The following is a 21,125-nucleotide window of genomic DNA, read 5'->3' on the forward strand; positions in this document are numbered from 1 at the left end:
CAGTCCTATTTACTGGCAGATCCAAGAACAACAGCTATTAAGTTGTTATTCTCTTAAATATGTCTATAAATGCGTTCTGTTACTGACTTAGAATAGAAACACTAAAAAAAGGTCATGGAATACAATTTCAAAGAAATCGAAAAACGTTGGCAAGAGTTTTGGACAGATCAGAAAATCTACAAAGTTGTAGAGAATAAAGATAAACCAAAATACTATGTCCTCGACATGTTTCCCTACCCTTCGGGTGCAGGATTACACGTTGGACACCCTCTTGGCTACATTGCATCGGATATTTACAGCCGTTACAAGCGTTTGCAAGGTTTCAATGTGTTGCATCCTATGGGTTATGACGCCTACGGACTACCCGCTGAGCAATATGCGATACAAACAGGTCAGCATCCGTCAATCACAACCAATCAGAATATCAAAAGATACAAAGAACAATTAGACAAAATAGGTTTTTCTTTTGACTGGGATCGTGAAATCAGAACCTGCGAGCCCGAATATTACAAATGGACTCAATGGGCATTTGTACAGATGTTTGAATCATATTATTGCTATGACGAACAACAAGCCCGCCCGATAACAGAACTTGTTTCTGTTTTTGAACAACAGGGTTCTGCGGGTATGAACATAGCTTGCAGCGAAGAATTATTATTCACGGCTGATGAATGGAAATCCAAAACTGAAAAAGAAAAACAGGAAATCCTTTTAAATTACCGCATCGCTTATCTGGGCGAAACAATGGTAAACTGGTGTCCTGCATTGGGAACAGTTCTTGCCAATGATGAGGTAATCAACGGCTTGTCGGAACGTGGCGGATACCCCGTTGAACAGCGCAAAATGCGTCAATGGTGCCTTCGTGTTTCGGCTTATGCACAACGATTGTTGGAAGGGTTGGATAAAATAGACTGGACAGACTCTTTAAAAGAAACCCAGAAAAACTGGATCGGACGTTCGGAAGGTGCCGAAATGAAATTCAAGGTAAAAGATTCTAATATCGAACTCGAAATATTTACAACCCGTGCCGATACCGTTTTTGGGGTGACCTTTATGGTACTTGCTCCCGAAAGCGATTATGTGTCATTGTTGACTAAACCAAATCAGCAGGCTGAAGTAGACGCTTATCTGCAAGCAACCAAAAAGAGAACGGAACGAGAACGTCAGGCAGAGAAAAAAGTATCGGGAGTATTCTCCGGATCACATGCTATCAACCCTTTGAACGGAAAAGAAATTCCGATCTGGATTGCGGATTACGTACTTGCCGGATACGGAACGGGGGCAATTATGGCTGTACCTGCTCACGACAGCAGAGACTATGCTTTTGCAAAACATTTCAATCTGCCGATTATCCCGCTTGTAGAAGGATGCGATATCTCGGAAGAGAGTTATGATGCAAAAGAGGGTATCGTTACTAATTCCGATTTTCTGAATGGACTGACTGTAAAAGAAGCTATATCGAAAGCAAAACAATACATCGAAGAAAAGGGCATCGGAAAGGTGAAAACCAATTACCGCCTTCGCGATGCTATATTTTCGCGTCAAAGATACTGGGGCGAACCATTCCCTGTCTATTACAAAGACGGAATGCCTTATATGCTGCCAATAGATAAACTTCCGTTGGAATTGCCGGAGGTAAGCAAATTTTTACCAACCGAAACAGGTGAACCACCTCTTGGAAACGCTGGAAAATGGGCTTGGGACAGTGTAAAACAAGAAGTAGTAGACAAATCGGAAATAAACGACACTACGATATTTCCTTTGGAACTGAATACAATGCCCGGATTTGCAGGATCATCGGCTTATTACCTTCGATATATGGATCCTCATAATAATGAGGCATTAGTGAGTAAGGCTAAAGACGAATACTGGCGGAATGTCGATTTATACATCGGAGGAACAGAGCATGCTACCGGTCACTTGATATACAGCCGCTTCTGGAATAAGTTCCTATTCGACATCAATGTTTCATGTGAGGATGAACCATTCCAAAAGCTGATTAATCAGGGAATGATACAAGGACGAAGTAATTTTGTATATCGTATCAACGGAACAAATAAGTTCGTTTCTTTCGGGTTGAAAGATCAGCACGAGACAACAGAATTACATGTTGATGTAAATATTGTAAGCAACGATATCCTTGATTTAGAGGCATTCAAAGCATGGCGTCCCGAATTTGCAAATGCAGAATTTATCCTTGAAGATGGTAAATACATCTGTGGATGGACTATCGAAAAGATGGGAAAAAGGTATCATAATGTGGTAAATCCAGATGATGTTGCTGACAAATATGGTGCAGATACATTACGCATGTACGAAATGTTTTTAGGTCCATTAGAGCAATCTAAACCTTGGGATATGAATGGTATAGATGGTGTGCATCGCTTTCTTCGTCGTTTCTGGAATTTATTTTTCAATGGAGAAGAAGTTTCTATTTCAGATGATGCTCCTACAAAAGACGAACTGAAATCATTGCACAAGTTGATAAAGAAAGTGACTCAAGACATTGAAAATTTCTCTTTCAACACCTCAGTATCAGCCTTTATGATCTGTGTTAACGAACTGACATCATTGAAATGCAACAAGAAGGCAGTATTGGAACAACTCGTTACAGTAATAGCTCCATTTGCACCCCATATAGCAGAGCAGCTGTGGCGTAATCTGGGCTACACAACTACTGTATGTGATGCACAATGGCCTGAACACAACGAAGATTATCTGAATGAAGATGTTATTAATTATACCATCTCCTTTAATGGGAAAGCCCGATTTACGATTGAATTTGCAGCTGACGCAGCGAATAACGAAATAGAATCGACAGTTTTAAATCATGCCAATTCTCAGAAATGGCTTGAAGGGAAAACACCTAAGAAGGTAATTATCGTACCAAAGAAAATCGTAAACGTCGTATTATAATTAATTATACGAATATATTATTATGCCTAAACGGTATCTTAAAAATTTTTATTGGAAAGACTACCTGAATATCACTTTAGGTCTTGCATTATATGCAGTTGGTCTTATTTGTTTCATCCGCCCCGGAGAAATCGTAACCGGAGGACTTGCCGGTATCGGGTTGCTGGTCGAATATGCAACAAACGGAAGAATTCCGTTGCAGGAGACCTACTTTGTGGTTAACTGCCTACTGTTGATCGTAGCATTGAAAATACTGGGGTTAAAATTTCTTGTTAAAACCATTTACGGGGTTGTTGTTCTAACCGGTATGATGACCGTTTTGGGAATAATAATGAAAGAGCCTATTATAGAAGGAGAACCACTTCTCTCGGGAGTAATAGGCGGGATGATGTGCGGGAGCGGCATCGGTCTGGTATTCAGTGCAAACGGAAGCACGGGTGGAACCGACATTATAGTTGCCCTCATCAATAAATATAAGAATATAGCCTTCGGACGGGGAATGCTCCTCTGTGACTTCACGATTATCTGCTGCTCCTATTTTGTGTTTCAGGACTTCAATAAGATTGTTTACGGATTGATCGTAATGGGTGTAATGACGTACGCTATTGATATGGTTATAAACGGTTTCCGACAATCGGTTCAGGTATTGATCATATCCGACAAACACGATATAATAGCTACAGCCATCAATAAAGAGCTTCACCGGGGATGCACAATGCTCGATGGAATGGGATGGTATACTAAAAAGCCAACCAAAGTAATCATGGTTTTGGCAAAGAGAGCCGAATCAGTAGAATTGTTCCGCCTGATTCGCAGCATAGATGAAAAAGCCTTTATTTCGCAGAGTACCGTTAGGGGTGTATACGGCGAAGGCTTTGACAAAATAAGATAAAGGGATATTTTTTCTCATACAACTGAGAGTATAAAGGGATACTCATTCAAATTTACACTATATGGAATTTCAGCCTTATATGATAGTGCAAGGCGTCTTTTTCATTATTATGCTTGTATTCTTTTTTAACGAATACAAATCTATCGGACAGCATTATAATAATAAAAACGACAAGCTTACATTGTATTTAACCTTGATTATCATCTTCATAGGTGTCATAGTAAGAAGCATCAATCTTTCCCACTTGAAGGGTGTTAATATTGACGAAGCTTTTCAGGGGTATGATATGTGGTGTTTAGCCAACTTCGGATACGACCAAAATCTACAATCATTTCCTGTATATCTTGAATCATGGGGTGGAGGGATGAGTGCTCTTTATACCTATATCAGCCTTCCTCTTGTTAAGATATTTGGACTGTCGGTCGAAGTAATCAGATTACCAATGTCCATTATTGGCTGCTTTAGCTTGCTATTCTTTTACTTGACACTTCGAAAAACAAATCAGAATACACTACTCATTTTATGCTTCTGTGCTTTTTTAGCAATCAGTCCATGGCATATAATGAAAAGCCGATTCTCGATGGATGCCATATTATCATCCGAGATAATGTTATACAGTATATGCTTTTTAATTCTTGCTTATTACGAGGGTAGCTCAAGAAAAAGAATCACATATTATACTTTCGGGTGTTTATTTATGGTACTAACAGCATATTCATATGCTATATCATGGACAGTCCTCCCCTTCTTTTTGCTCTTGACATCATTGTATTTATATAAAACTGGTAAGATAAAAAAGCAATACATTCTTATCAATAGTATCATAATCACTATAGGAGTTCTACCTTTACTATATTTTTGCGGAATACTCTTCTTTGATTTTCCACCCGTGAAAGTAGGTCCTTTTACTATTACAGGCTTAAGCTATCCGCGAACCAATAATTCTATAGCTCTTTTTCTGAATGACAATTTAGCAATTGCAATATTCCAGTCCTTATTAAGTAAGGCTAAGATATTATTACTAGGGACAGATGGAGTATCTATAGAAACATCCATGCCCTTTTTCGGCATATTTTATAATATCATCTCTCTGCCTTTTCTTGTTTATGGAATAATTGAAGCCTACAAAGACAGAAAACCTGTAGTGATTATAATAAGTATTGCTCTTATATCTTCAATAATGACAATAACTATAGGTTCTACAGGAGTCGTAAACTGGACTTTGATATGGATTCCCCTTATTTTCTTAACAGCAAATGGAATATATTACTTCGCCAGTAAATATAAAGAGTGCCGGCCTCTTTTTTTTAGCATGTACGCCATAATATTAGGCCTATTCTTATCTATATATTTTGGTAACAAAACATCGACATCTATTCAATCGTACATGATTGAAAATGAAGTGAAGTTTGCTCAGAATCTCAATCTAAAAAAGATATATTACCCACATGACATAAGTCCGTGTATTGTTTTATTTTACAATCCGACTGATCCAAAAACCACTCAATCATATTTAATTACGGACATCAATAAAAACATTAATAAAAATAAAAACATAAACAGTATTATCATACAAGGACTACCTCCTGAAATTATACCACAATCAGGGAATGGTTATGTTATATCCAATGACATGATCCCCCATATAAATAAAGACTCCTTTAATATTAAGTATGGCAAATATTATTCTGTTTTGTGGAATAAATAAAATATTGATTAATGAATTCTGACATTTACATTATCCAAGGACTATTTATAATACTGGTAAGTATATTCATAACTTATGAGTTAAAAAAGTCGTGGAATGATTCAAAATCAAACAGAAATATATCAATTCTGACTCTATCTGCTTTATTTATAGGCATTATTGTCCGATCCGTAAATCTGGCATATCCACACGGAGTATACGTGGATGAATCAATGGGTGCATATGATTCATGGAGTCTGGCGAACTATGGAGTAGACAGTAACTTAGCATCCTATCCGGTTTACCTGAAATCGTGGGGAACGGGGCAAAGCGCATTATATGCCTATGCAGCTCTTCCATTTATAAAACTGCTAGGACTTAATGCCGAAGCATACAGATTGCCGGCATCACTTATAGGCTGTTTTTCTCTGATCTTTTTTTATTACACATTAAGAAAAACTCAAAAATCGGTAAGCTTGGTTGCAGTATGCACTTTCTTCTTGGCTATAAGTCCTTGGCACATCATGAAATCGAGATTTGGGCTGGATTGTAACATCTGTCCCGATATGATACTGATTGCAGCTTGCTTCTTTCTTTTATATTTACATAGCTGTAATAATAAAAGATTCTGGTTTCTTTTATTCGGGTTTATCTTCCTATACCTTGCTGCTTATGCCTATGGGGTCTCCTGGCTGATGCTGCCTGTATTTTACATCTGCATTATTATATATCTCATTAAATCCAGAAAATCAGATCAAAGAAAAATTATATACACTGCAATATCATCTATTCTTTTACTCATACCTCTAATACTGTTTGCCGTAGTCCTCTTTTTCAAATTGGATATCATAAAATTAGGTCCCCTCACTATACCCGTACTAAATGAAGGAAGACATAACCACACGATGAATCCTATTGGAGATTTAAACCTTGCAATCATTTATAACTATATAAAATCGGCTGTAAAGATTGTAATATTGGGTAGTGATTACCACTCGGGAGACATCATGAATGCGATATCCCCTTATGGAACGTTTTATAATGCTTTTACTATAATTTTTACCGTTATCGGAATATATTCTGCCTACCGAAAGAAAGGATCGTTAAATACTATCTTCGGATTATGGCTGCTCGCATGTATTCCCATAATAATATTAGTCACCCCATCCGTCTGGCATTGGAATATACTTTGGTTCCCTCTCATTTATTTTTCCGCATACGGCATTTGGATCGCTATTGAGTATAAAAAGATATTCGCGCTATCTATTCCAATATATATTATTATATTCGGATGTTTCTTAAGATTTTATTTCAATAAAGAAAAAAACAGTCCTTTTTATTCATGGACTTACGAAAACGAAATGAAATTTATAAGGACTATTAACCCCTCCAAGGTATACTATCCATGGGAGTTCACACAGGGAGAGATTCTGTTCTATAATCCGATCTCGCCTTATGTTTTTGCTAATACAAGGATAGACAGAGGAGAAGGAATCAAAATCGCCAAATCTTTTGATAATGCAGTTATCGGGCTACCCAACAATATGGAGCCAACACCCAAAACAGCATACCTGATTCCAAATGTGACATTACAATACATCGACCGAAAGCAATTCAAAATAAAACAAGGGAAATATTATTCCGTTATATGGAATGACTAAAACTAAGAATCAAGCTGTTATAGCGTTCGTTAATACAAATATAAGTAGTATCGAGTATGGACTTTAAACCATATATAATTATTCAGATAATATTTCTGGCTTTTGTGCTGGCATTCATAATTCATGAAATTCGGATAACCGGAGCCAGTTCGTCAAAAGAAAGAAAATTAGCTGTATATACTTTGTTGATTCTTTTTATAGGGATACTTCTTCGCTCTATCAATTTATCATATCCGCATGGGGTATTTGTTGACGAAGCAATGGGGGCTTATGATTCCTGGTCGCTGGCTAACTATGGAGTGGATAGCAATCTTGCCTCCTATCCGGTTTATCTTAAATCGTGGGGAACAGGACAAAGTGCACTGTATGCCTACTTGGCATTACCATTCATTAAACTATTCGGGCTAAATGTAGAAGCATACAGACTACCCATGTCTTTGATCAGCTGTTTAGCCTTAATCGTCCTTTACAAAACTTTAAAGAAATCTCAACAAAGCGGATCTCTTGTATTTTGTATCACAGCATTTCTGGCAATTAATCCCTGGCATATCATAAAAAGCCGCTTTGCAGTAGATTGTAATATATGCCCCGATCTGGTACTTATAGGAATCTGCCTTATAATCTTATCTATATATACACATCGTAGAAAAACAGGACTCACTGTGGCTGGTTTTTCTTTATTAGCTCTCAGTGCTTACGGATACGGAGTAAGCTGGATGGTCTTACCATTCATTTTTATTGGGGGATTTCTATATCTGTATCGAAAAAAGTATTTAAGCGTCAAACAGGAAATAATTGCAGCAAGCATTTCTTTCCTTATTTTATTACCCTTGATACTTTTTGCATTTACGCTGTTCTTCAAATTGGAACAATTTACAATCGGACCAGTTACCATCACTCAATTAAGCGACGGCAGGCACAATGACACTACATTATTCGGATCAGGTCGCTTCATACAACAATTCTTATTGTACCTCAAATATGCATACAAGGTAGTTGTATTAGGTATAGATAATTTAAATGTGAGTTCTCTTCCTGTATCCGGTATTTTCTATAATATAATATCACTACCGTTTCTGATTCTCGGCATATACAAAGGATATAAAGAAAAAAGTGTAGTCAACGATATTTTTCTGATCTGGTTGATATCCTGTCTACCAATTCTCCTGATCGTAGAACCGACAATTAACCACTGGAACCTATTGTGGTTTCCAGTCATTTATTTTACAGGATACGGAATATTCAAATTTATCGAAATAGGACAGACTAATTTTGTCATTATCGGCTCTATCTATTCCATTTCGTTTCTATTATTCCTTCGCAATTATTTTGATCGGGAAGTATACAAACCGTTCAATTCTTATACTTTCGAGAAGGAGATTAAATTCACGAAAGATCACCATTTCAACAAAATATTCTATCCTAAAGATTTCACGCACAGTTATACGCTTTTCTATACACCGGTCAGCCCTTATATATTCGCTAAGACATTCGTTTCGGACGGACGCATGCTATCCACCGGATTGTCGTACGCCAATATATCTTTCGGACTTCCCGATATCCAACCAATAAGTAAAACTGCATATGTCATATCTAATCAGCAGTTACCATCTATAGATTTAAACCTATTTCGTATTCAAAAGGGAGAATATTATAGTGTATTATGGAATGATTAACATGACACCATCTATATACTCTAGATAAGATAAGACAAGCCAACAACCAAAATAGATAAAATGGTTTATGCATATCAATGGTAAGAATATTATTTTGACAGGAGCTTCATCCGGAATAGGATTAGAAGTATTAAAACAGCTCTCACGTTATGAGGGTGTAAAAATTATAGCTGTAGCGCGAAACACCTCTCCTATACCCCAAAAAGAGGGAGTCATATATCCATATTCATGCGATGTAAGCAATAAAGAAGGTGTTGACAAATTGTTTTTGTTTGCTGAAACCATCTTCGATAAAATTGATTTGTTTATCGCCAATGCCGGATTTGCTTATATCGAGAAATTATCATCTCCCGACTGGGATCATATAGAGCAGATATTCTCTTTGAATACCATCTCTCCCATATATTCCCTCGAAAAACAAATCGAATTTAATAAGACAGGATCAAGTTTTTTTGTCAGTATTTCATCGGCTGTATCTACTGTTGCGCTGCCTTATTATTCGTTGTATTGCTCCACAAAAGCTGCAATCAGGCAGTTTATGAAGACATATCACTTCGAGCAGTCTCAAGGTGTTCATACGATGACCGTTTATCCTGTTGCAACCCGTACCGAGTTTTTCAAAAAGGCCCATGATAATACCTCTCCGCCACTACCCTTCCCGACCCAAAGCCCGATAACGGTAGCAAAAGCGATAATCAGGGGAATAGAAAAAAATAAAACATCGGTATCACCATCGACAGTGTTCCGCCTGTTTAATTATGCGGAAAATATCTTTCCTCCGATATTCAGGATATATTCATTGCTGGAAAAGAGGAAATTAGAGAAGAGTAATATATTATAAATAGATATTTTGCAAAAGGTAGATAACTCATATAAACGGATTATCAAATCGACCGGTATTTTCGGAGGATCTCAACTGATAACAATTCTTATCGGGATCATCCGCAACAAAGTCATAGCCATACTCCTCGGAACAGTCGGAGCCGGACTTATCAGTGTTTACCAATCGATTCTCGATGTTATCAAATCCATATCCGGTTTCGGTATTGAAACCAGCGGAGTACGGGATGTTTCGCAATCTGCCGAAAACGAGGACAAAACCGAGCTATACAGAACAATTTCAACCATAGACACATGGTCTTTGATTCTGGCTTTACTTAGTACGGTTATCTGTATTGCCTGTGCTTATCCTGTGAGCATATGGTTATTTGATGACACAACACATACCTATCAGATAGGGGCGCTATCCATCAGTTTATTCTTTATGGTACTCGCCGCAGGGCAAACGGTAGTATTGCAAGGACTGCGACAGATATCATATCTGGTAAAATCATCTATCATATGGAATATTGCCGGACTGATTGTGGCTATACCGATGTATGCATATTTTGATCTTAATGGGGTGATTCCCGTATTTATAGCCGTAAGTATAGGGATGTATTGCAGTGCGTATTACTATCGGCGGAAACTGAAAATACCCAAAGTACAATTATCATTCAGTGAAATAAGAACAAGAGGAACAGGAATGCTGCGTCTGGGATTTTTTGTTGCTCTGGCTGCAATACCAACCACGGCAAGCCTGTTTGTTATCAGGGCTTTTTTGGTTAACAACTCCGGATTGGAAGCGGTTGGATTGTTTCAGGCAGCATCTACAATTACCAATGTTTATCTTTCTCTTATACTGAAATCAATGGGAGCCGATTTTTATCCCCGCTTATGCGGTGTAATCAAAGACAACGGCTCATCATCCCGATTGATCAATGAGCAAACGCATATTGTATTGATACTATGTGCCCCAGCCATACTGGCCTTGCTCTTGTTTTCGAAATTGCTGCTTATTACTCTCTACAGTTACGATTTTATCGGAGCATCGGATGTCCTCAACTGGCAGATAGCCGGCACATTTCTGAAAGTTGTTTCATGGCCCTTAGGATTTATCCTTCTCGCTAAAGGAAAGGGGGCTGTATATTTTTTTACCGAAATACTATATCTGACAGTATATCTGGGGAGTGCATATCTGATATATCCTCATTTAGGTTTTGAGTCAATCGGTATAGCCTATTTTATCGGATATATCGTATATCTTCCTGTTGTATATATAGCTGGGCGAAAACTGATTGCTTTCGGATGGACAAAAGAAAATTCGCTGCTGGGAATACTCAGTCTTATTATTATCGGTATTGGATTTGCATCTGCTAAATATTACAGCGAATACAGTGTAATAATACTTGTACCTCTATTGATTGTATCTATCATAATATCAGCATTTAGATTCAATAAAATATTACCGTTTAAATCCTTGCCAAACCTGTTAAGAAAGAAAAAGTAATACCGAGCACTAAAGAGTACGAACTTAAAAAAATGAAATTTACGAACAAAGATCACTCTTTACAAGGCATTACAACCTTTGATTAGATAAAACATTGTATTTTTGTCCGAAATAGCAAGTAAGTGACATATGTTCAGACAATACATCTCAGATTCAAATAAATATATTATCCGCATACTTTCCGCATGCGGTATTGCGGCATTTATTACGGCATGCGCCAGTATAGGCTCACCTTCGGGAGGAGACTATGACCTAGATCCGCCCAAAGTCGTACAAGTCACCCCAAATTTCAATGAAACAAATGTAAAGAAAGGCAAAGTCGAAATCATATTTGATGAACTTGTCCAGCTCGAAAAGCCGGAAGAGAAAATAATAATAACTCCTCCCCAAAAGAATTATCCGAATATCAGAGCAATAAACAACAGAGTGCTTGTTGACCTGAAAGATACTCTACAGGAGAATACAACATATACTATTGATTTTACGGATGCAATAGTCGATAATAACGAAAAAAATGTACTCGAAAATTTCGCCGTTTCTTTTTCGACAGGAGATGTTGTCGATAGCCTCGCTATTTCGGGTAAAGTTCTAACAGCCGATAATCTCGAACCTGTATCAGCTATTTATGTAGGTATACATTCCGACTTATCGGATACTGCTTTTACAAAAAAACCTTTCCTTCGTATTTCACGAACTAATGAATTGGGCAGATTCACGATCAAAGGAATCTCTCCGGGTAAATATAAAATATATGCGCTGAATGATATCAACCGCGATTATATGTACAACGATCCGGGGGAAGCAATAGCCTTTCTTAGCGACCTGATCGTCCCATCAAGTGAGGCTGCAAGCCGTCAGGACAGTATATTCGACATAAAACATATATTCGACACAATAAAGACTGTCAATTACACACGATTCTTACCGGACAATATTGTATTGAGATCATTCACCTCAACATTTAAACGTCAGTATCTGCAAAAGGTAGACCGGCCATCGAGTGATATTCTGAATATTTTCTTCGGATCAGCTACTCAAATGCCTAAGATAGAACCTTTGGATATACCGGCAGGCATCAATGAATGGTCTGTATTGGAAAGAACAGCCGGAAATGACACATTAAAATTCTGGATTACCAAGCCTGCGATTGCAGAAATGGATACCATCAATCTGAAAGTTTCTTATTTTGCAACTGATACACTAAACAGGCTGCAACCTGTAACCGACACACTCAGTTTTGTAAACCGGCATAGAAAACAGGAAGAGAAAGAACATGAAAAGCAGGAAAAAGAAAGAGAGAAACGAAAGAAGAAAAACGAAGAAGAAAAAATAGAATTTCTATCAATACAAACCGATATAGCACAAGCATTCGATGTATATAAGGATATAAACGTCGAATTTGAAAGACCGATAGCAGATCTCGAAAAGAAACAGCTGCGCCTACAGGAGTTGGTAGACTCAACATATAAAGATATTGACTTTGTATTGAAGAAAGATACTCTAAACCCTCGAAAGTATAGTTTGCAGCATAAGTGGAAACAGGGCAGTCAATACAAGTTTGCGATAGACTCTGCTGCCATATATAGTTATGACGGTAAATGGAATAATAAATTTGATGCCGGGTTTAAGGTAAAAACGGAGGATCAATACGGGATAATTACATTTTACCTGAATAACGTACCCGATAGTATACCTGCCTTTATTGAAATACTCGATAAGTCAGACAAAGTAGTCAGAAAAGAAAAAGTAAAATTACCAAAAACCTCTATTATAAACTTAAATCCGGGTCTGTATTACGCACGTATCATTATAGATACAAACGGAAACGGAAAATGGGATGCCGGGGATTATGAGAAAAACCTGCAACCCGAAATGGTATATTATTACGACAAAAGCGTAGATCTTAAAGCATATTGGGAGATGGAAGAAGACTGGGATATAACCCAACTTCCGCTCGACAAGCAGAAACCGCTTGATATCACCAAAAACAAGCCCAAAGATCAGGATAAGAAAAAGAAAGATCTTGAACGGAAAGAAGCCAATGAAAAAAGGCGGAAAAACTCTCAGACCAATTCGACCAATACAACCAACTCGACGAATCGGTATAATAACACAGGAACAACTAACATAAATAATACGTATTAAATAGGTCTGAGACCTTAAGATGCTTATGAAGAAGATTCTTTACTCATTTATCTTACTATTGTCTTTACTGCCCTTACACCATGTTTCGGCGCAATGCAGTATCGACAATAAATATTTTCAGGCAGGAGAACATCTCACTTATGATCTTTACATCAAATTTGCAGCGACCATTAAGGGTGGATACGCAAGCCTGACTACCCAAAATGTAAAATATGCAGGTAAAGATGCATATAAGATGACATTGATCTCTGAATCACAAGGATTCGCACGGAAAATGTTTGAACTTAACGATACTCTTGTCTGCTACACGACAAAAGATATCGTACCTCTCGGTTATACGAAGGATGCCCACGAAGGCGGCGATTATACCAAAGAACGTCTCGGATACTCTTATGCAAACGGAAAGGTAAAAACCCGATCAATCAGACATAAGAATGGTAATTTCAAATTCGATGAAACCATCGAAAACGATGCCTGTACATACGACCTGATGAGTGTTTTATTCTACGCGCGTACCCTCGATTACCGTAAAATGAATGATATCACCGAAACTAAAGTACGGTTTATAACCGGAAAATCGAATGTTCATATGCGTATTATCTATAACGGAAAAGAAACAGTAAAAGCCAATGACGGAAACAAATACAACTGTCTGAAGCTGACTCTTTATGTTGCGGATGAAGCTTTTGATAATGGAAAAGAAGCCATGAAAGTGTACATCACAGATGATGATAACCGTATGCCCATAAAACTGGAAACAAAGCTAAAAGTCGGTTCAACCCGTGTTATTCTTAAAAGCTATAAAGGAAATAAACATCCAGTAAATATAGTGAGATAAGATATCAGAGCCCTTTATAATTTATTTATCTATACAGAAAGAGGGTGCAGCTCACTTGTTTACAAAGCGTTCTTTCAGAAATTAGGAAAAAAAGAAATGGTATCATCACCAAAAAGGTAATCTCGGAGTAACCTTTGTTACCTTTTTCATTTTATTGAAAGTTCAGAATTGGATGTTGAGAAGATGCCTATAAAGTAATAAAAGGAAGCATCCGAAAGATGAATATAAAGACTGTTACTTTTGTAACCTTTTACAGGTTAATCTACTGAAAGATAAGACTCAGCATCATCTGATCCTTTTATGAAAAGGGTTTATTATCGAGATAAAAAGAAAATAATCCGTATATTTGCCGGATAACATAATAAGTAACAGAAAGCATTTATGTTATATATCAAAGCGTTAACCACGCTGTTGCATTTATACTTACAAAGTTAATAAATAGGTCTGAGACCTTAACAAACAAATAATTACTCAGTATGTCTAAACAATTACTGCCAAATCTGCCTTATCTGGTGGCAGATATCAGTCTTGCCGATTTCGGGAGAAAAGAAATAGAAATAGCAGAACACGAAATGCCGGGATTAATGGCACTTCGCAAAAAATATGGTGCTCAGAAACCGTTGAAAGGTGCAAGAGTTATGGGATCGTTGCACATGACTATCCAAACAGCGGTACTTATTGAAACTCTTAAAGACTTAGGAGCTGATGTACGTTGGTGCAGCTGTAACATATTCTCGACACAAGACCATGCCGCAGCGGCTATCGCAGCTTCAGGGATTCCTGTATTTGCATGGAAAGGTGAAACGCTCGAAGAATATTGGTGGTGTACAGAACAAGCATTGAGTTTCCCCGGAGGAAAAGGTCCCAACCTTATCGTTGATGACGGAGGTGATGCAACTCTGCTTATACATTGGGGATTCAAAGCCGAAGAAGATGCGAAAACCATCGACCGTAAAGGCGGAAATCACGAAGAACAGGTAATACTTGACACCCTGAACAGAATATTGAAAGAAGATAACCAAAGATGGCATCGTACAGTAGCCGAATGGAAAGGCGTTTCGGAAGAAACCACAACAGGTGTCCACCGCTTATATCAGATGATGGAGCGCGGCGAACTGCTTATTCCTGCTATCAATGTAAACGACTCTGTTACAAAATCGAAATTCGATAACCTATACGGATGCCGTGAATCTCTTGCCGACGGAATCAAACGTGCGACAGATGTTATGATTGCCGGAAAAGTAGCTGTAGTTGCGGGATACGGTGATGTAGGTAAAGGTTGTGCACACTCAATGCGTTCGTACGGAGCACGTGTGATCGTTACCGAAATAGATCCTATCTGTGCTTTACAAGCTGCAATGGAAGGCTTTGAAGTAACCACAATGGAAGAAGCGGTAAAAGAAGGAAATATATTCGTAACAACTACCGGTAACAAAGATATCATTACTATCGATCATTTGAAAGCAATGAAAGATCAGGCTATCGTATGTAATATAGGTCACTTCGATAACGAAATACAGGTTGAGAAGCTGGTAACTTTCGCCGGTATAAAACATACAAATATCAAACCTCAGGTAGATAAATATACTTTCCCTACAGGTAATTCTATATTCCTGCTAGCTGAAGGACGACTTGTGAATTTAGGTTGTGCAACTGGTCACCCATCATTCGTGATGAGTAATTCATTTACAAATCAGACTTTAGCTCAGATCGAATTGTGGCAGAAAGATTATGCTGTAGACGTGTACCGCCTGCCTAAGCATCTTGACGAAGAAGTGGCACGACTTCACCTCGAACAAATCGGTGTAAAACTTACAAAACTCTCAAAAGAGCAAGCCGATTATCTAGGTGTACCGCAAGAAGGTCCATTCAAGCCTGAGCATTACAGATATTAAGGTATATAGTACCTTATAGATACAAAGAGGGGTTGTCTGATATTACATTATAGGCAACCCCTTTATTTTTTAGAAGAAACAACAACACTCAATGCTAAGAATAATCTGCCTGATCTTTCTTTTATCCCTTGCGTCTTTCTACATACATGCGCAAACCGACAGCACATACATAAGTTCTTACGGTGATGTGTTTTCTGTAAGGGCATATTTTGCCAAAGACGTGCTCAATCTCATAATGGATTCGGATGACAGACCCGAAGAATCAGGATCTTATGTACCAAACAACCCACCCAAACTGGGTTTGGGCTTTTCTATAAATAACACGATCATAAGTTTAAGCTACGGTCGGAGCTTTAACTTTATGAAAGACAAAACAAGAAGCAAAACAAAATCATTTGACTTTCAGCTTCACAATTACAGCCGGAAACTGGTATTCGACTTGTATCTTCAAAGATATAAGGGATTTGACTGGGAAGATGATAAGGGGAAGAATATAAGAAACTGTCCTGATCTAAAAGTAAGCCAATACGGAGCTAGCCTGCAATATATATTCAACAACCGTAAATTTTCTTACAAAGCCGCATTTGTTCACAATGAGAGACAGCTCAAATCTGCAGGAACATTTCTGGCAGGCATAAGTCTATACAAAAGCAAAATAGAATCAGACAGTTCATTTACTTATACCGATAAGCACTCATTCGATAATATCCAGCTCGGTATTAGCGGAGGATATGCCTACACGTGGATTATGGGACGTCATTGGTATGCCACCGGAGCCATCACAGCCGGAGTAGGTCTGGGATACGAGAAACTGGATAATATAGGAAAAGCAAAACTAGAGGTTTCACCTACTGCCACATCCAGAATAGCTGTAGGATATAACCATGATTCGTGGGCATTCGGAGCTTATTATGTAGGAAATGTGGTATTCCCATCAATGCTTAATGATCGAAGTATAGGTATTCATTCGGGACAAGTACAACTTTTTGCAATAAAGCGATTCTATAAAATACCTTTTTTACGGAAATAAGGTCTCATACCCTATTTTTAACGTTGCAAGCACAAATCATTCCTGAGATATACTTTAGAGACTTAATATGAGCAACATGTTGAAATCCGATATAAATACTTAATTTTGCCATATAGTAGTACGCTATATGATGACAGAAGTTTTATTGATCTTACTTATTTTATTTATGGCTTCAGCCGTAATACTCTTTCTCTTGCTCCAAAAATCAAGAAGACAAGAGAAATTACTGGAAACCCGCCTAAGTACAATCCGAGAGAACAGTTCGAATATGTACCCCGAAACGATAGCAACGGTTCTGAATCCTCATCTATTCAAGAATATACTAAACTCGGTACAATCTCATGCATACCAGACATACTTTGCTTTAGATAAACTCGCAAATATTCTTGATTACATTCTATATGAGAGTAAAAACAAGTACGTGACTCCTCAGGAGGAAATAGACTTTGCCAAAGATCTGATAGAGGTAAACCGGATCAAGCTCAGTCCATTGTTCGAATTGACCATAAAAACAAAAATAGACGAGACCTCGGCATTATACAGGCAGCGTGTACTAGCTCCGCTTATAAGCATCGACCTGATTGAAAATGCCTTTAAACATGCCGATCTCCAAAGCAAGGGTTCGTATATTTCAATTGTATTCGGGTTTAAAGATAATATATTCAGCCTCACTGTTTCAAATAAAATATCACCCCGAACCAATCTTAAAAAAGAGAAAAGCGGTATCGGGAACATAACCTTCGACCAACGATTAGATATGCTCTACAAGGGCTGTTATGAATTGGAACGCATCATTGATGACGATGCATATATTGCCCACTTAAAAATTGATCTGAATGGATTCAAAACTTCGATGCCTCATCCTTGAGGATGAATTACCAGGACTAGCTTATCTGAAAATGCTTTGCCAGCAGTTTCCGGAAGTAGAGGTCATCAAAGCTTTTGATGATCCGAAAGCGTTCCTGAATGAAATAGGACAGCTGCAATTCGACGCTTGTATTCTTGATATCGAAATGGGAGAAATGAATGGATTACAGATCGCTAATATACTAAAGGACAAAGCAATCATATTTGTAACAGCATATAAAGAATATGCAGCAGAAGCATTCGACCTGAATGCTATCGACTACGTTCGTAAGCCAATACAGAGAGACAGACTTAAGCAAGCCATAGACAAAGCAATCAAATATCTGGAAAAGCCGGGAACAACAAAAGCATTCACCCAACTGAACAGTGAAAAAGGAAAAGTCCTTCTCTATTTCGACCAGATAGATTACATAACTATAGCAGCTTTAGACAGCAGAGACAAAATTGTGTACCTGAAAGACGGAAAAACCCTGACCCTGAAAAATATCTCATTCGATAAGCTGATAAGTCTTCTTCCCTCCAAGCGTTTTTGCCGTATCAATAAAAGGGAGATAATAGCCTTACGCACGATACAATATTTCTCCTATGATGAGATAATATCCGACATTATTCATAACGATAATACAATCCGGTTTTCACTATCCGAAGTATATCGGGATGATTTTATCTATAAGGTAGAAAACTCAGGTAAATAAGTAAACGAAAGTATTTAATGATACATTTTCAAGTCATAACAGACTCTGGTTGTTAATAAGGCTGCGACCTTAATTTCATTACAAAATACCAAGGCTTCATTACATTTTATGCAGCTTTTATTGCTAAACCGACTCAGAAACTATTTATATCTCTAATTTTAGGGTTTCAGACCCTTTTACACTTGTTTACGACTTATGAAAAAACTAAGAGATATACTATTCTATGTAATTACAATCGGTGGTTTTTCTATCCTTATTTACTGGATAATATTTAGTGGAAAATCGTTAGAAGAAGGACGCGGAATTGTTTCGAACATTTCAGAGAGAACTCCTCTCGAAGAGTTTTTCAATTCTTTGATTGATAACTTACATCACTCCATCGGGCTTCTTGTTCTTCAGATTATCGCAATTATTATTGTATCACGCCTATTTGGCTGGATATTTAAAAAGATCGGACAACCAATGGTTATTGGTGAAATCCTGGCTGGTATTGTTCTCGGACCATCTTTGTTAGGTTTATACTTCCCTGATGTGTCGAATTTCATTTTCCCGACTCAATCCCTTGGTAATTTGAGTATTTTGAGCCAAATAGGACTTATACTGTTCATGTTCGTTATAGGAATGGAGCTAAATCTGAAAGTATTGAAAACTAAAGCTCACGAAGCTGTAGTCATCAGTCATGCCAGTATCATTATCCCTTTTGCGTTAGGAGTCGGACTTGCTTACCTGATATACAAAGCCCATGCTCCCGAACATGTCGAATTTTCGTCATTTGCACTCTTTATAGGTATATCTATGAGCATAACAGCCTTTCCGGTACTGGCGCGTATCATACAGGAAAGAGGTATCCATAAAACAAAACTCGGAGCGATAGTAATTACTTGTGCTGCTGCCGATGATATTACTGCTTGGTGTCTGCTTGCTGTAGTAATAGCAATAGTGAAAGCCGGATCAGTTCTAAGCTCTCTCTATACAATAGTATTAGCTATAGCCTATGTCATATTCATGGTAAAGCTTGTACGCCCGTTTTTACGCAGAGTCGGCGAATTGTATCAGTCGGATAAAAACCTGAGTAAATCGCTTGTAGCTCTCTTCTTCCTTGTATTGCTTATATCTTCCTTTATTACCGAAACAATAGGGATTCATGCACTTTTTGGAGCATTTATGGCAGGCGTAATGATGCCCGCCAATATACGGTTTAGAAGTATGTTTACCGAAAAGATAGAAGATGTTGCATTAGTTCTTTTCCTTCCTCTATTCTTTGTAATCAGCGGATTGCGTACAGAAATCGGATTGATTAACGATCCCGAACTTTGGAAAATCACAGGCTTGATCATTCTTGTTGCTGTTGTGGGAAAGTTTGCAGGAAGTGCCATCGCAGCCAGATTTGTCGGTCAAAACTGGAAAGACAGTCTTACCATAGGCACGCTAATGAATACCCGAGGATTGATGGAGCTGGTTGTTCTTAATATCGGGTACGATCTGGGAGTACTCAATGCCGAGATATTTGCAATGATGGTGATCATGGCTCTTGTCACTACATTTATGACAGGCCCCTCACTGAATATTATCAACAAAATATTCAAGAAAGATGAAGAAGCAGCCAACGAAAAGATGTACGATCTGGCAAGGTACAAGCTGCTCTTATTCTTCAAAAATCCCGAAAAAGGGAGAGCTTTGGTCAGACTGGCAAATAGCCTGACCAGACGTGTTGACGATAATACTTCAATAACAGCTATTCATCTTACATCTCCTCAAGGATTACACCAGATAGATGCCGATGTATACGAAAAAGAAGCATTCTCCCCCTTAATTGATGAGGCTCAATCACTAAACCGCAAAATCATTTCACTATTCAAAATAACAACCGACATCGGGGATAATGTAGTAAATGTAGCCAATAAAGGAGACTATGACCTGTTGCTGATGAACCTTGAAGAATCAATTTTTGAAGGAACAGTATTGGGTCGGGTTCTGGGATTTACTACTCAGATATTTAATCCCGAAAAACTAATCAATACAGTTACAGGCAAAGAAAAACTGATAGAAAGCAATCTTATAGATAATAACACACGCCTGATCTTATCTAAAAGCAGAATTCCCGTAGGTATACTTATAGATAAAGATCTATCGAGTACAGATAACATTTTCATCCCTATTTTCAACGAAAAAGATGAATTCCTGATTACTTATGCACAGAAATTTATACACAATGCAGGAGCTCAGATTTCGATACTAGACCAATCCGGAAAAAGTAACAATGCAATAAAAGAGCGGATCCGGCTGATAGAACATAATGCACCAAACCATATCCGTAATATCAGTATGGATTATGTCAGTGAAGATTTCATGAGTAAGCAAAACCTGATAATTGTAAGTCTAGACAGCTGCGAAAATCTCTTCTTACTGCGTAAGGAATGGATTGGTAAAACAACGTCCGTTCTTATCTGTTCTGACGATAAAACTCATCAATCTTAAAACAAAACTGGATAGT

At 37.9% G+C, this 21,125-nt stretch carries 14 protein-coding genes; all 14 read left to right on the forward strand.

Features of this window, described 5'->3' with window-relative positions; genetic code table 11:
• The first annotated feature begins 114 nt into the window (after positions 1-114).
• Positions 115-2,916 (forward strand): leucine--tRNA ligase, encoded by a 2,802-nt coding sequence (leuS, locus tag AABJ51_RS12655; protein WP_338372812.1) that lies wholly within the window; start codon positions 115-117, stop codon positions 2,914-2,916.
• A gap of 22 nt (positions 2,917-2,938) precedes the next feature.
• Entirely contained in the window at positions 2,939-3,808 is an 870-nt protein-coding gene (locus tag AABJ51_RS12660) for a YitT family protein (RefSeq protein ID WP_026625972.1), read from the forward strand.
• A gap of 61 nt (positions 3,809-3,869) precedes the next feature.
• Positions 3,870-5,516: a glycosyltransferase family protein gene (locus AABJ51_RS12665; protein WP_338372813.1), complete on the forward strand. Its 1,647-nt coding sequence runs from the start codon at positions 3,870-3,872 to the stop codon at positions 5,514-5,516.
• An 11-nt stretch (positions 5,517-5,527) separates the two neighbouring features.
• Positions 5,528-7,156 (forward strand): ArnT family glycosyltransferase, encoded by a 1,629-nt coding sequence (locus tag AABJ51_RS12670; RefSeq protein WP_338372814.1) that lies wholly within the window; start codon positions 5,528-5,530, stop codon positions 7,154-7,156.
• A gap of 56 nt (positions 7,157-7,212) precedes the next feature.
• Positions 7,213-8,832, forward strand: a complete 1,620-nt coding sequence (locus AABJ51_RS12675; RefSeq protein ID WP_338372815.1) for a glycosyltransferase family protein — start codon at positions 7,213-7,215, stop codon at positions 8,830-8,832.
• Between the two features lie 67 nt (positions 8,833-8,899).
• Positions 8,900-9,673: an SDR family NAD(P)-dependent oxidoreductase gene (locus tag AABJ51_RS12680; protein ID WP_321577285.1), complete on the forward strand. Its 774-nt coding sequence runs from the start codon at positions 8,900-8,902 to the stop codon at positions 9,671-9,673.
• 9 nt (positions 9,674-9,682) lie between these two features.
• On the forward strand, positions 9,683-11,161 hold the full coding sequence (locus tag AABJ51_RS12685) for an O-antigen translocase (RefSeq protein WP_338372816.1): 1,479 nt from the start codon (positions 9,683-9,685) through the stop codon (positions 11,159-11,161).
• A gap of 129 nt (positions 11,162-11,290) precedes the next feature.
• Positions 11,291-13,306, forward strand: coding sequence for an Ig-like domain-containing domain (locus tag AABJ51_RS12690; protein ID WP_338372817.1), 2,016 nt, complete (start codon positions 11,291-11,293; stop codon positions 13,304-13,306).
• Positions 13,307-13,331: 25 nt separating this feature from the next.
• Complete coding sequence (locus AABJ51_RS12695) at positions 13,332-14,144, forward strand: DUF3108 domain-containing protein (RefSeq protein WP_338372818.1); 813 nt, start codon at positions 13,332-13,334, stop codon at positions 14,142-14,144.
• Between the two features lie 476 nt (positions 14,145-14,620).
• Positions 14,621-16,039 carry an adenosylhomocysteinase gene (gene ahcY, locus AABJ51_RS12700; protein WP_338372819.1) on the forward strand — a complete coding sequence of 473 codons (1,419 nt, stop codon included), beginning with the start codon at positions 14,621-14,623 and terminating at the stop codon, positions 16,037-16,039.
• Between the two features lie 91 nt (positions 16,040-16,130).
• Positions 16,131-17,069: a DUF4421 domain-containing protein gene (locus AABJ51_RS12705; protein ID WP_338372820.1), complete on the forward strand. Its 939-nt coding sequence runs from the start codon at positions 16,131-16,133 to the stop codon at positions 17,067-17,069.
• Positions 17,070-17,196: 127 nt separating this feature from the next.
• Positions 17,197-17,937 carry a histidine kinase gene (locus tag AABJ51_RS12710; protein ID WP_338372821.1) on the forward strand — a complete coding sequence of 247 codons (741 nt, stop codon included), beginning with the start codon at positions 17,197-17,199 and terminating at the stop codon, positions 17,935-17,937.
• Positions 17,906-18,631, forward strand: coding sequence for a LytR/AlgR family response regulator transcription factor (locus AABJ51_RS12715; protein WP_338372822.1), 726 nt, complete (start codon positions 17,906-17,908; stop codon positions 18,629-18,631). The genes AABJ51_RS12710 and AABJ51_RS12715 overlap by 32 nt, the downstream gene beginning before the upstream one ends.
• A 195-nt stretch (positions 18,632-18,826) precedes the next feature.
• Positions 18,827-21,109, forward strand: coding sequence for a cation:proton antiporter (locus tag AABJ51_RS12720; RefSeq protein WP_026625959.1), 2,283 nt, complete (start codon positions 18,827-18,829; stop codon positions 21,107-21,109).
• The last annotated feature ends 16 nt before the right edge of the window (positions 21,110-21,125 follow it).

The organism is Indolivaga capnocytophagoides, assembly GCF_036511535.1.
Classification (GTDB): Bacteria; Bacteroidota; Bacteroidia; order Bacteroidales; family Dysgonomonadaceae; genus Dysgonomonas_A; species Dysgonomonas_A capnocytophagoides.